The sequence below is a fragment of the Neobacillus camarae genome (assembly GCF_054950115.1).
In genome coordinates, this window is record NZ_JBUCKX010000001.1 from 721,962 (window position 1) to 735,389 (window position 13,428).

The 13,428-nt window shown below is 40.5% G+C and carries 13 protein-coding genes; 9 read left to right on the forward strand and 4 right to left on the reverse strand.

Annotated features, from left to right (window positions below; all coding sequences use genetic code 11):
* The first annotated feature begins 17 nt into the window (after positions 1-17).
* From ACY8D0_RS03515 to ACY8D0_RS03525, 3 genes are all read left to right on the forward strand, one after another.
* Positions 18-1,142, forward strand: coding sequence for an N-acetyldiaminopimelate deacetylase (locus tag ACY8D0_RS03515; protein WP_462409101.1), 1,125 nt, complete (start codon positions 18-20; stop codon positions 1,140-1,142).
* Positions 1,143-1,249: 107 nt separating this feature from the next.
* Positions 1,250-2,164 (forward strand): DUF4349 domain-containing protein, encoded by a 915-nt coding sequence (locus ACY8D0_RS03520; protein WP_462409102.1) that lies wholly within the window; start codon positions 1,250-1,252, stop codon positions 2,162-2,164.
* A 288-nt stretch (positions 2,165-2,452) separates the two neighbouring features.
* Positions 2,453-3,112: a potassium channel family protein gene (locus ACY8D0_RS03525; RefSeq protein ID WP_462409103.1), complete on the forward strand. Its 660-nt coding sequence runs from the start codon at positions 2,453-2,455 to the stop codon at positions 3,110-3,112.
* A 249-nt stretch (positions 3,113-3,361) separates the two neighbouring features.
* On the opposite strand, the gene rnjA is transcribed toward ACY8D0_RS03525, so the two are convergent.
* The 3 genes from rnjA to def all read right to left on the reverse strand — a co-directional run bounded on the left by rnjA (position 3,362) and on the right by def (position 6,253).
* The gene (rnjA, locus tag ACY8D0_RS03530) at positions 3,362-5,029 is read right to left on the reverse strand and encodes a ribonuclease J1 (protein ID WP_462409104.1); all 1,668 of its coding nucleotides are present in this window, start codon (positions 5,027-5,029) and stop codon (positions 3,362-3,364) included.
* A gap of 6 nt (positions 5,030-5,035) precedes the next feature.
* The gene (locus tag ACY8D0_RS03535; protein WP_462409105.1) at positions 5,036-5,245 is read right to left on the reverse strand and encodes a DNA-dependent RNA polymerase subunit epsilon; all 210 of its coding nucleotides are present in this window, start codon (positions 5,243-5,245) and stop codon (positions 5,036-5,038) included.
* Positions 5,246-5,698: 453 nt separating this feature from the next.
* Positions 5,699-6,253 (reverse strand): peptide deformylase, encoded by a 555-nt coding sequence (gene def / locus ACY8D0_RS03540; RefSeq protein ID WP_462409106.1) that lies wholly within the window; start codon positions 6,251-6,253, stop codon positions 5,699-5,701.
* A gap of 275 nt (positions 6,254-6,528) precedes the next feature.
* Between def and ACY8D0_RS03545 the strand changes: the two genes are divergently transcribed.
* The 6 genes from ACY8D0_RS03545 to ACY8D0_RS03570 all read left to right on the forward strand — a co-directional run bounded on the left by ACY8D0_RS03545 (position 6,529) and on the right by ACY8D0_RS03570 (position 12,905).
* Complete coding sequence (locus ACY8D0_RS03545) at positions 6,529-7,176, forward strand: YkyA family protein (protein WP_462409107.1); 648 nt, start codon at positions 6,529-6,531, stop codon at positions 7,174-7,176.
* A gap of 481 nt (positions 7,177-7,657) precedes the next feature.
* Positions 7,658-8,773: a pyruvate dehydrogenase (acetyl-transferring) E1 component subunit alpha gene (gene pdhA, locus ACY8D0_RS03550; RefSeq protein WP_462409108.1), complete on the forward strand. Its 1,116-nt coding sequence runs from the start codon at positions 7,658-7,660 to the stop codon at positions 8,771-8,773.
* A gap of 3 nt (positions 8,774-8,776) precedes the next feature.
* Positions 8,777-9,754 carry an alpha-ketoacid dehydrogenase subunit beta gene (locus ACY8D0_RS03555; RefSeq protein ID WP_462409109.1) on the forward strand — a complete coding sequence of 326 codons (978 nt, stop codon included), beginning with the start codon at positions 8,777-8,779 and terminating at the stop codon, positions 9,752-9,754.
* Positions 9,755-9,838: 84 nt separating this feature from the next.
* Positions 9,839-11,122: a dihydrolipoamide acetyltransferase family protein gene (locus ACY8D0_RS03560; protein ID WP_462409110.1), complete on the forward strand. Its 1,284-nt coding sequence runs from the start codon at positions 9,839-9,841 to the stop codon at positions 11,120-11,122.
* 3 nt (positions 11,123-11,125) lie between these two features.
* Positions 11,126-12,541 carry a dihydrolipoyl dehydrogenase gene (lpdA, locus tag ACY8D0_RS03565; RefSeq protein WP_462409111.1) on the forward strand — a complete coding sequence of 472 codons (1,416 nt, stop codon included), beginning with the start codon at positions 11,126-11,128 and terminating at the stop codon, positions 12,539-12,541.
* A 121-nt stretch (positions 12,542-12,662) separates the two neighbouring features.
* Complete coding sequence (locus ACY8D0_RS03570; RefSeq protein ID WP_462409112.1) at positions 12,663-12,905, forward strand: hypothetical protein; 243 nt, start codon at positions 12,663-12,665, stop codon at positions 12,903-12,905.
* Positions 12,906-12,931: 26 nt separating this feature from the next.
* Here ACY8D0_RS03570 and ACY8D0_RS03575 read toward each other — a convergent pair whose 3' ends face one another.
* Positions 12,932-13,366, reverse strand: coding sequence for a DUF1885 family protein (locus ACY8D0_RS03575; RefSeq protein WP_462409113.1), 435 nt, complete (start codon positions 13,364-13,366; stop codon positions 12,932-12,934).
* Between the last annotated feature and the right edge of the window lie 62 nt (positions 13,367-13,428).

The following is a 13,428-nucleotide window of genomic DNA, read 5'->3' on the forward strand; positions in this document are numbered from 1 at the left end:
AAAGGGGAGATTATTCAATGGAGGATTTAATAACTATCCGTCGTGACTTGCATCAAATTCCAGAACTTGGATTTCAGGAGTTTAAGACACAGTCCTATCTATTAGCATACATACAAGCTTTACCCCAGGACCATATCTCCATTCAAACCTGGAAAACGGGGTTATTGGTTAAAGTACATGGGACAGATCCCGAAAAAACGATAGGTTATCGAACTGATATTGATGGTTTGCCAATTGTCGAGGAAACTGGGTTAGAATTCTCTTCTAAACACGATTTGCGTATGCATGCCTGCGGCCATGACTTCCATATGACTATTGCGCTCGGAGTACTGACTTACTTTGTTGAGAATCGAGTTAACGATGATCTTTTATTTATTTTTCAACCTGCGGAAGAAGGTCCTGGCGGAGCTGAGCCAATGCTCCAATCAAAAGAATTGCGTAAGTGGATGCCAGATATGATTTTTGCTCTCCATGTGGCACCGGAATATCCTGTTGGAACCATTGCTGTTAAAGAAGGCTTATTATTCGCCAACACATCAGAATTGTTTATAGATTTAAAAGGGAAGGGAGGACATGCTGCCTACCCGCATCAAACAAATGATATGGTGGTTGCAGCCTGTGCGCTTGTCAGTCAGCTGCAGACCGTAATATCCAGAAATATAGACCCTTTAGACAGCGCCGTGATAACAATTGGTAAAATTACCGGCGGGACGGTTCAAAATATCATAGCAGAAAGAGCAAGGCTGGAAGGAACCATCCGTACATTGTCCCCAGAAGCGATGAAAAAAGTTAAACACCGAATAGAGGCACTGGTAAACGGGATTGAAATCGGTTTTGAATGTGAGGCCAAGATTGATTATGGATCGATGTATTATCAGGTGTATAACGACGGGGCGCTTACAAGGGAGTTTATGGAATTCCTTGATAAGGAAGCGGGTATCCGGCTGCATGTATGTAAAGAGGCTATGACCGGTGAAGACTTTGGATATATGCTAAAGGAAATCCCTGGATTTATGTTTTGGCTCGGTGTCGATTCCCCATATGGCTTGCACCATGCAAAACTTAGTCCGAAAGAAGAGGCTATTGAAATTGCAGTAAAAACCATGACCAAGTTTATCACAATGAAAGGAAAACGTGTTTAATACCAAAGAATCATACGGTTTTTTATCTTTATTGAAACCTTACCCCAATTTACCCGTCGGTATAGATAAAAGTAATATATCATGGGACAATTGGGGGTCTATAAAAAATGAAAAAAAATGCAATAAAATGGCTATTTGTCCTGATTGCGCTTATTTGCTTGGCTGGCTGCAGTTCAAGCAGTAAGGACCAGAGTGCAGGGGGGGAAGAGAAAAATAGTGCCTCTATGGATTCAGCAAAAGCAGGAGGGGCCAGTGAAGCACAATCTTCCATCACTAGTGGCCAACCGGCGGAGAAAACGGTGGAACAGGAGAATAATTTAGAAGTCCCGAACCAAATGGTCATCTATCAAGCAGATCTTCAGCTGAGGGTGAAAAATTTTGATCAAACGATTAAAGCTATGGAAGAAAAAGCCCAAGGCTACGGTGGTTATATTGCAGAATCTACCTTGAATAGACAAGGTGACGACCAGTTAAGCGGTACCATTAAAATTAGGGTCCCAGAACAGCATTTTCAGGATTTTCTGCATGATGCCGAAGATACAGCGGCGGAGGTATTGCAAAGAAATATCACCGGTCAGGACGTGACAGAAGAATATGTGGACTTACAGTCAAGATTAAAATCTAAACGCGTAGTAGAAGACCGGCTGACTTCGTTTCTGCAGGGAGCTGCCAAAACGGAGGATTTGCTAAAGATTTCTGAGGATTTGGCGGCTGTTCAAGAAGAAATTGAGACCATTGAGGGCAAGATAAAATTTTTGGAGAATCAAACCGCCTATTCCACCATTATGATAACCCTTTATGAGGATAAGGTGGTTGTCCCGGATATCGACGGGGATAAACTCAATACATGGGAAAAAACGAAACAGCAATTTATGAACAGTACCAATTGGTTATTGGCAGGATTGTCAGGACTGGTTATATTCATTTTCGGAAACTTGCCTGTATTGCTGCTTATTGCCGTCATAATGTTGGCTGGAGTATATATATATAGAAGAAGAAAACATAGAAATAAATCGGAATAATGATAGCGAACTATATAAAATGAAGAATGAATGCTACAATTTTTTTATAAGGATGCTGTGTTAAACGGTATTGTTAAATTTTAAAACTCTGTTGATAGAGCGGGATAAGCTCGACTCCTACGGTAGGTAGTACGGGGCTGGGGAGGCACCGCAAGCGCGCTTCTAGCACCGAGAGCACCGAGGGGATTCCCTGGCATGCCAGCGGCGTTGTGGGCGGTTTCCGCTACAATCAACAGCCCTATTTAACAGATCCTTTAAGAAATAACAGATACCTTGGGGGAGTTCTAGGTGAAAAGAAGTTTCGCGGTAATTGGTCTGGGCAGATTCGGCGGCAGCATTTGCCGGACCTTGGCAGATGAAGGAATGGAAGTTCTAGCAATTGATGTAAATGAAGAGCGGGTTAATGAATTTGCCATGATCGCTTCCCATGCTGCTGTTGGGGATTCCACAGATGAAGCGGTTTTAAAAAGCCTTGGCATCCGAAATTTTGACCATGTCATCGTGGCAATCGGGGACGATATTCAATCCAGCATCTTAACCACTTTAATATTAAAAGAATTGGGAGTCGGTTATATTACCGCAAAAGCCCAAAATGATTATCATGAAAAAGTGCTAATGAAAATTGGAGCGGATTTTGTCGTCCACCCAGAGCGGGATATGGGAAAAAGAATTGCTCATAACATGACCTCCAGCAATGTGGTGGATTATTTAGAGCTATCTGAAGAACACAGCATCGTTGAAATTGTCGCAAATCGTAAACTGGGCGGTCATACGATTATGGATATGGATATCCGCAAGAAATATGGCCTAAATATAGTTGCCATTAAACGTGGGGACGATATTATTGTATCACCCTTAGCATCGGAAATGATTCATGTGAATGATGTGTTGATTGTCATTGGAACCGACACGGACATCGACCGATTTGAAAAGAAAGTAATGGAATAAGAAAAGCGCAAGAGCCCTCGGAACAAGCCCAAAACGCTTGTTCCTGCGAAGCCTATTCTAGGGAGCTTTCCTTAGTGGTCAGTGCGCGACTGGCCTCCTCAAAAAAGCTATCGCTTTTTGTTGTTCCTACGATGCCTATGCTGCCGAAGCTTTCCTTGTGAAGCTGGACAATTCTCAAAGATTAGATAAACTTTCTTATGCTGTAACAAAAGAAAAGCGGAAGCCCTAGGGCCTTCCGCTTTTTCTTTTCTAGACTTCCATAATGATTGGTAAAATCATTGGTCTGCGTTTTGTTTTTTCATAAAGGAATGGAGCCAATGTGTCGGTGATTTCATTTTTAATTTCTGACCATTGACTTGTTTTTCGTTCCATAATTTTATTCAAGTGCTTCGTTATGAGAGCTTGGGCATCGTTAATCAGATCACCAGATTCGCGCATGTACACGAATCCCCTGGAGATGATGTCAGGACCGGAGGCGATTTTAAATTCCTTCATATTGATACTGACAACCACTACAACCAATCCCTCTTCCGAAAGGATTCTTCGGTCCCTGAGGACGATATTGCCGATGTCACCAACACCGCTTCCATCGATATAGACAGAGCCGGATGGAATTTTGCCAGCTACTTGAGCGGTATTTTCAGAGAGTGCCAATACTTCACCATTATCCATAATAAAGACATTTTCCTCAGCGACACCGCAATCAACAGCCAGTTTTTTATGCATGATTTGCATGCGATATTCGCCATGAATCGGCATAAAGAATTTTGGCTTCATCAACCGAAGCATTAGCTTTTGCTCTTCTTGTCCACCATGCCCTGATGTATGGATGTTGTTTAGTTTGCCATGGATTACCTCGGCGCCGGCTCTAAACAACATGTTAATGGTTCTGCTGACACTTATCGTATTTCCAGGTACTGGAGATGATGAAAATACAACAGTGTCCCCTGGAATGATTTGAATCTGTCTGTGTGTTCCATTGGCGATTCTGGATAAGGCTGCCATTGGTTCACCTTGGCTGCCTGTACAAAGAATCGTGACTTTATCTACCGGCAATCGATTTATTTGAGATGCATCAACAAATGTGTCTTTCGGTGCTCTGATGTAACCTAAGTCCAACCCGATATTGATTGCGGCCTCCATACTGCGGCCAAAAACGGCGACTTTTCTCCCATTTGCTACCGCTGCTTCCGTTACTTGCTGGAGACGGTGAATATTGGACGCGAAAGTGGCAAAAATAAGCCGTCCGTCCACCTTGCGGAAAATGTCCTGAATACTTTCACCAACCCTGCGCTCTGACATGGTGAAATCCGGAATCTCACTATTGGTACTGTCGGAAAGCAAGCAAAGAACGCCTTCCTTACCAATTTCAGCCATTTTTGTTAAGTTAGCTGGTTCGCCTACTGGAGTAAAATCAAATTTAAAATCTCCTGTATGGACAACTTGACCAGGTGGTGTTTTCACCACAATGCCATAGGAATCGGGAATGCTGTGGGTGGTCCTGAAAAAAGAAACAGAGGTCTTACGAAATTTAATGACATCTTCTTCTTTAATTTCAATTAACTTTGCGCTCCGAAGCAGACCATGTTCTTCTAATTTATTTTTAATGAGGCCCAGCGCGAGTTTACCGCCATAGATAGGGATATTTACTTCACGGAGTAAATAAGGGATGCCGCCAATATGGTCTTCGTGACCGTGGGTGACAAACAAGCCCTTGATTTTTTCTTCATTTTTCACAAGGTAGGTGTAATCGGGTATCACATAATCAATACCCAATAGCTCATCTTCAGGAAACTTTATCCCTGCATCAATTAGGATAATTTCATCCTGAAATTGCACCCCATATGTGTTTTTGCCGATTTCCCCAAGGCCTCCCAGGGCAAAAACAGCAGTTTGATCGTTTTTAACAAATTTCATAAATTATCAAATCTCCAATACTTTAAAATCTTCGTTTTGTTGTTCATATTCCAAATGGGCTCCTTTTACCTCTTGAACATATTCAACGTTAACACTAAGCTTACCAATTCTAGAAAGGACATCTCTCACGGATTCGCCCTTAACAAAGAGGGTTTTTGTTTTTTCCCGTACAGGAACTTCCGAAACACTTTCTTGGTAAAATACTTTAAAAATCATGATAACTTCGCTCCTTAATCAATCATAACTTTTTCTATTATATAAAACATTTGCATCTTTTTCATTATTTTCTTAGGAAACCTTTGATTTTGTCATATCAAGTATGTAAAAAGTAAGCTATTATTTTGAATTTACAATAATGAAGGAGCCCTTCGCAAGTAGAAGGGCTCAAAAATTAAGCAATTGATTTTTTTCTAAGCAAATCTTTCCACTGTCGTAAGAGCTTTTTCCTAAGCTTCTTTAACATAGTGGATCATCTCCTTACTTATTATTTTAATCAATCCTTGTCCAATGTAAAGCAACCAATGAGAGATTATTGAAGAAAATTTTTTTATCTGGATTTATATATTAATATTATATGGCGAAAAAGCTGATATTCTCATGGATAATCATGGAAGAAAGTAACTGGCCTAAATAAAAAGGGCTGACTCCTGATGAGCCAGCCCATATTTGCTATCTGTTAATTGCAATTGCACCTTCGATTCGCTTAAAAGGATTGTTTTTATCAATATGGTCATAGAACATAATGCCGTTTAAATGGTCTATTTCATGCTGAAAACATATTGCTGGATACCCCTTTAAACGAAGCTTGACCTCTTGGCCATCTAGATTGATGCCTTTGACTGTAATTCTTGCTTGCCTTGGTACATAACCAGGAATGGCTTCATCCACCGACAAGCAGCCTTCCCCGGATTCTAAGTAAGCTTTTTCAACTGAGTGGCTGATAATCTTCGGGTTAAATAGGGCATAGCTATAGAGCACGCCCTTTTCGTCTGTTAAATGGACAGCAATCATACGTTTTGATACATTAATCTGTGGTGCGGCAAGGCCGATTCCTGGACGTAATCCATATCGAGAGCAAACTTCTCTATCTTGACTATTGATTACATATTCTAAAAGGCTTTTAAGTATTTCTTTATCCTCTTCAGACGGTGGCATTGCTACTTCTTCAGCGACTTGTCTTAGAGTGGGGTGTCCATCGCGAATAATATCGTCCATTGTTATCATGTAATTCACCTCTAGAAACAATATATATAATTTGCATCATTAGTCTATCAGATAAATAAGAAAAGCGGAAGCGCCCTCGGAACAAGCACAAAACGCTTGTTCCTGCAAAGCCTTTTCCAGGAAGCTTTCCTTAGTAGTCGGCGCAAGGGCGCTCCTCGAAAATGCTAACGCTTTTTCTTCGTGCAATGTCTATGAAGCCGAAGCATTCCTTGTGGAGCTAGACATTCTCAAAGTCATAAACAAGGGCAGTTAATTCAATTTGGGGAGGGAAAGTAATGTCCGGATGTAAGCAGCAATTCCTGATTTATTTATTAATGATTTTATTTATGTTGACGGGATGTGTCCAGAAACAGACTCCTGCCGAAGAAATGCATGATGTGCTAGAGCAAGTGGTTTCAAAGGAGAAAACGTTTGAAGACCAACAAAGACCGCTTATTAATTTGGAGAACAAAGAAAAAAGCTATTACGATGAAATTATTTCACTCGGCATGAAAGAATACGACAGGATTGCGAAGCTTTCCGACCAGGCAATCGATTCTGCGGACGAGAGAAAAGAATATTTTGAAAAGGAAACAAAGAGTTTAAAACAATCGCAACAAACATTTGAAAAAGTAAAGTCAATTAAAGGGAGAATTGACGAATCCAGTTTAAGAAAATCGGCGGACCAATTATATCAGACCATGCTGGAACGTTATCAGGCCCATGATACACTTTATAAAGAGTATATGACCTCCGTGAAAAATGATATTCAGTTATATAAAATGTTTAAAAATAAGAATATACCCATGACCGAGTTAGAAGACCAAGTAAATAAAGTAAATGAATCCTACAACAAGGTATATGCAGCGAAGGAAAGGTTTAATAATCTTACTGAGGATTTTAATAAGAAAAAATTGGCATTTTATAAACAGGCTGGACTATAATAGGACCGTTTTTATTTAACAAATATCGACTTAATTCGAGTCGATTTTTTTATGCCTGTTACCTTGGAAAAGCTTATCTACATATAAGACAGATGAGAATATCTTATTGATACAGGTTTTGGTGAAACGATTACAATTAAATCTGTTATTTAATATAAAAATGTTGTGCATAGTATTTGACGAATAAAAATAGTTGATGTAAACTCAATTACAGATTTTATTAATTGTACTAATTATTTTTTGAAAATTAATAGTACAGAAAAACGATGGCAGTATAATGATTTTTTAGTTTATCTTACATATTCTGTGAAAAACTAACACAGGCGATTTTGCTAAGGTAACCTAAAAAACCTGGGTTGCTCAATTTGAAATAATAAAAAAGGCGTTTTGCTATTTGAGGCATTAATTTATTTTTTGGGTAACCTACTTTTTAGTGAAATTTATTTTTATATAGCATTTAAAGAAAGGAAGATGTGACCAGATGGCTTCTAAAACTCAAAAAGCTGTGCAGGATCCAAACCAATCTCTCGCAGCAGTAGAAGATCAATTTCAAACCCTTCAAATTCTTAATGAAGAAGGAGAGGTCGTAAATGAAGCAGCTATGCCTGATTTAACAGATGAGCAGCTTCAAGAATTAATGAGCCGAATGGTGTATACCCGTATACTCGACCAGCGCTCAATCTCTTTAAATCGTCAAGGACGTTTAGGCTTCTATGCGCCAACTGCCGGCCAAGAGGCTTCTCAATTGGCTTCACAATTCGCACTTGAAAAAGAAGACTTTATCCTTCCAGGCTATCGTGATGTTCCACAAATCATTTGGCATGGATTACCTTTGTCTCAAGCATTCTTATGGTCAAGAGGACATTTCCAAGGTATGCAGATTCCTGAGGGAGTGAATGTGCAGCATCCTCAAATTATTATTGGTGCTCAATATGTTCAAACTGCCGGTGTGGCATTTGGATTGAAAAGACGCGGCCAAAAAGCAGTTGCGGTTACTTACACAGGTGACGGCGGTACATCTCAAGGAGATTTCTACGAAGGAATCAACTTTGCAGGTGCCTATAAATCTCCAGCCATCTTTATCGTTCAAAATAACCAATTTGCAATCTCCACTCCACGTGAAAAACAAACTGCTGCCAAAACATTGGCTCAAAAAGCGGTTGCAGCAGGTATTCCTGGTGTTCAAGTAGATGGTATGGACCCATTGGCTGTTTATGCAGCAACTCGCCAAGCACGCGAGCGCGCGGTTAATGGAGAAGGCCCTACATTAATTGAGACATTAACATACCGTTATGGCCCACACACAATGGCTGGTGACGATCCAACACGTTATCGTACAGCAGATCTTGATAACGAATGGGAAAAGAAAGACCCACTTGTTCGTTTCCGTAAATTCCTTGAAAAGAAAGGACTCTGGAACGAGGAAAAAGAAACAGAAGTTATTGAGAAGGCAAAAGAAGACATTAAAGAAGCTATTAAGCAAGCGGACGCTGCTCCAAAACAAAAAGTTACTGATTTAATGTCCATTATGTATGAAGAAATGCCGCAAAACTTAAAAGAACAATATGAAATATATCAAGCAAAGGAGTCGAAGTAAGTCATGGCTCAAATGACAATGATTCAAGCAATTACTGATGCGTTGCGGACTGAATTGCGTAATGATCCGAATGTATTGGTCTTTGGTGAAGACGTAGGGGTAAACGGCGGGGTATTCCGTGCGACTGAAGGATTGCAGCAAGAATTCGGCGAAGATCGTGTATTTGATACACCACTTGCTGAATCAGGAATCGGCGGTTTAGCATCCGGACTAGTTTTACAAGGTTTCCGTCCTGTTCCGGAAATTCAATTCTTTGGTTTCGTTTTTGAAGTATTTGATCAAATTGCAGGCCAAATGGCCCGCTTACGTTTCCGTTCTGGTGGCAAGTACACTGCACCGGTGACAATCCGTTCACCATTTGGTGGTGGCGTACATACTCCAGATATGCACGCAGACAGCTTAGAAGGACTTATGGCTCAAACACCTGGTTTGAAAGTGGTTATCCCTTCAACGCCATATGATGCAAAAGGTCTCTTAATCTCTGCAATCCGCGACAATGATCCGGTTGTATTCCTTGAGCATATGAAGTTATATCGTTCATTCCGTCAAGAAGTACCTGAAGGCGAATATACTATTCCGCTCGGAAAAGCAGAAGTTAAACGCGAAGGAACAGATGTTTCTATTATTACTTATGGCGCCATGGTTCACGAGTCATTAAAAGCAGCAGAAGAGTTGGAAAAAGAAGGTTATTCCGCTGAAGTTATTGACCTACGTACTGTAAGCCCAATTGATGTGGAGACTATTATTGCTTCTGTTGAAAAAACAGGCCGTGCAATTGTTGTTCAAGAGGCACAAAAACAAGCCGGCATAGCTGCTAATGTAGTAGCAGAGATTAATGATCGTGCTATCTTAAGCTTAGAGGCGCCAGTTCTTCGTGTGGCTGCACCTGATACTATTTTCCCATTCCCGCAAGCAGAATCAGTATGGCTTCCGAATTATAAAGATGTAATTGAAACTGCTAAAAAAGTATTAACCTTTTAATTAGCCGGGAAACAGAAACATTCTCTGTTTCCCTTATCCCTAAAACTTGTCCGTTAAGAGACTACAATAGGAGGATGAATCCAAGTGTCATTTCAATTTAAAATGCCTGACATCGGTGAAGGTATTCACGAAGGTGAAATAGTCAAATGGTTTATTAAACCAGGCGATAAGGTCCAAGAAGATGATGTACTATGCGAAATCCAAAACGATAAAGCAGTAGTAGAAATCCCATCTCCAGTAGAAGGTACTGTTCTAGAAGTATTAGTAGAAGAAGGAACAGTTGCAACAGTGGGACAAGTTCTAATCACATTTGATGCACCAGGGTATGAAAACCTGCAATTTAAAGGTGATGAAAATGCAGAGGAAGCACCTAAGCAAGAGGAAGCAGCACCTGCGGCTCAAAATGCGCCTGCTGCAGCCGCTGAGGCGGTAGTAGATCCTAACCGCCACATTATTGCGATGCCTTCTGTTCGGAAATATGCCCGTGATAAGGGTGTTGATATTCACTTAGTGGCCGGTTCAGGAGAAAATGGCCGTGTTCTAAAAGGTGATATTGATGCATTCCTTGCTGGCGGAGCAACTGCTGCAACACCTGCGGCAACTGCACAAGCTGAAGCAGCAACTGAGGCAGAAGCACCTAAGGCAGCTCCAATTCCACAAGGTGAATACCCAGAAACTCGTGAAAAAATGAGCGGTATCCGTAAAGCAATTGCTAAAGCAATGGTCAATTCTAAACATACAGCTCCACATGTTACTCTTATGGACGAAATTGATGTGACTAAACTTGTTGCTCATCGTAAGAAGTTCAAAGAAGTGGCGGCTGCTAAAGGTATTAAACTTACATTCTTGCCTTATGTCGTAAAAGCATTAACTAGCGCATTAAGAGAATTCCCTGTATTAAATACATCCCTTGACGACGCTACAAATGAAATTATCCATAAGCATTACTATAATATCGGTATTGCTGCAGACACTGAAAAAGGTCTATTAGTACCGGTAGTAAAAGATGCCGACCGCAAATCAGTGTTTACGATTTCTAATGAAATCAATGAACTTGCTGGAAAAGCACGTGAAGGCAAGCTTGCTCCAAATGAAATGAAGGGTGCTTCTTGCACGATTTCTAATATCGGTTCTGCTGGCGGCCAATGGTTTACACCGGTTATCAACCATCCGGAAGTGGCCATTCTTGGTGTAGGACGTATTGCCGAAAAACCAATCGTTCGTGACGGCGAAATCGTTGCCGCACCAGTATTGGCTTTATCTTTAAGCTTTGACCACCGCATGATCGATGGAGCAACTGCACAAAATGCAATGAATCATATTAAACGTTTATTGAACGATCCAGAATTACTGTTAATGGAGGCGTAAAAAATGGTCGTTGGAGATTTCCCAATTGAAACAGATACTATAGTCATCGGTGCCGGCCCTGGAGGATATGTTGCTGCTATCCGTGCTGCCCAGCTGGGACAAAAAGTAACGATTGTTGAAAAAGAATACATTGGCGGCGTTTGTTTAAATGTGGGCTGTATTCCATCTAAAGCATTAATTTCTGCAGGTCACCGTTATGAAACAGCAGTTCATTCCGAATCAATCGGTATTACTGCTGAAAACGTTAAAGTTGATTTTTCAAAGGTTCAAGATTTTAAAGCAGGAATCGTGAAAAAATTAACTGGCGGTGTTGAAGGACTACTAAAAGGAAATAAAGTCAATATCGTCCGTGGGGAAGCATATTTTGTTGATGCCAATACCTTACGTGTGATGGATGAAAATTCTGCCCAAACCTATACTTTTAAAAATGCCATTATTGCAACGGGCTCTCGGCCAATTGAATTGCCAGCATTTAAATATTCCAAGCGTGTTCTCAATTCAACAGGCGCTCTTAATTTACAAGAAATTCCTGAAAAAATTGTTGTTATTGGCGGCGGTGTAATCGGGATTGAACTTGGAGGTGCTTATGCAAACTTTGGCACACAAGTGACGATCTTGGAAGGTGCTGACGAAATACTAGGCCTTGGCGTATTTGATAAGCAAATGGCTTCGCTAGTTAAGCGCACTATGCAAAAAAGAGGCGCTGAGTTCTACACAAATGCATTTGCAAAGGGTGTAGAAGAAACTGAAAATGGTGTAGTTGTAAACTTTGAAGTAAAAGGTGAAGCAAAGAAAATTGAAGCTGACTATGTATTCGTTATGGTAGGACGTCGTCCAAACACAGACGAAATGGGCTTAGAACAAGCAGGTGTCAAATTAACGGAACGCGGCTTAATAGAAATCGACAAGCAATGCCGTACGAATGTCAGCAACATTTATGCAATTGGTGATGTTGTGGCAGGCCCTCAATTAGCACACAAAGCTTCCTATGAAGCAAAAATTGCTGCTGAAGCAATTTCCGGCCACCCATCAGAGATTGACTATTTAGGCATTCCTGCTGTTGTATTCTCTGATCCTGAATTAGCTTCTGTTGGATATACAGAGCCTCAGGCAAAAGCTGAAGGTATCGAAGTAAAAGCTGCCAAGTTCCCATTTGCGGCAAATGGCCGTGCCTTATCATTGGATAGCAGTGACGGTTTCATGAAATTAATCACCCGTAAAGATGATGGTGTTGTAATCGGTGCTCAAATTGCCGGTGCAAGCGCATCTGACATGATTTCTGAGTTAGGCTTAGCGATTGAAGCTGGAATGACAGCAGAAGATATTGCCTTGACCATCCATGCTCACCCAACATTGGGCGAAATCACGATGGAAGCTGCTGAAGTGGCACTTGGCACACCAATACATGTTTTAAAATAATCTAACAATAAAAAGTCTCTTCCTATGGAAGAGACTTTTTGTTTGTTTTTATACATATAATGCAAGTAGAACATTAAACAGGAATTAATCAGTTTAATTAATGATTAAAGTGGTGATTCGTATGCGGGTCTATGTTGTCATCCTGCTTCAATTTATCATTTGGAGTGGCTATACATTTATTGAATGGTTATCAAAGCATGATCAATTAATCTACAAGGTCATCATGTTTTTTGTGTTTTTTTACATTGCATTTCTAATAGGAAATAAAGTGACCCAATCGGTCAAAAAAACGTTATTTATCACGACCTTGAGTCTTGTAATCTATACTTCGCTCCATTATACCATGGCTGTTTTTAGTCATTAACAAAGACACAAAGCAAAGGATGCGGCTTATTTTCTAGGATAAAAGTACATGACCCGACCGTTAAACAGGTGGAGCTCCCCTTGCAGTTTTTTAGCTAAAAACTTGGAAAACTCATTTGCCTTTCCTTTATCTCCATATGTAGACTGGTCAGGTAATGTGACCTGGATATAATAATAGGATATGTCTTCACCATCATTGTTCTTTGAGGTTTCTTGGTCTACTCCCACTAAAATGTATTGATACCTTTCATGGTCCGACTCCAAATAGAACCACTTGCCTTGACCTTCTGTTGTTTCTTTAATTTCATAAGGAAAAGCGGCGTTTTGGTATTCCCACTCCAATTGGTCACCAGTTTTGGCCGTAATCGTTTTATAATAGGCAAATAATTCTTTGACTTCATCAATGGTAATGCTCTGTTTTACAGATTCAGGTACAAGCTTTATTAGTGCATTCAAAGCCATCACCCATTCCCCCTTTTTCCGTTTTATGCTCTTATATTCTAGCATTGAACAAAAAGTTCTGA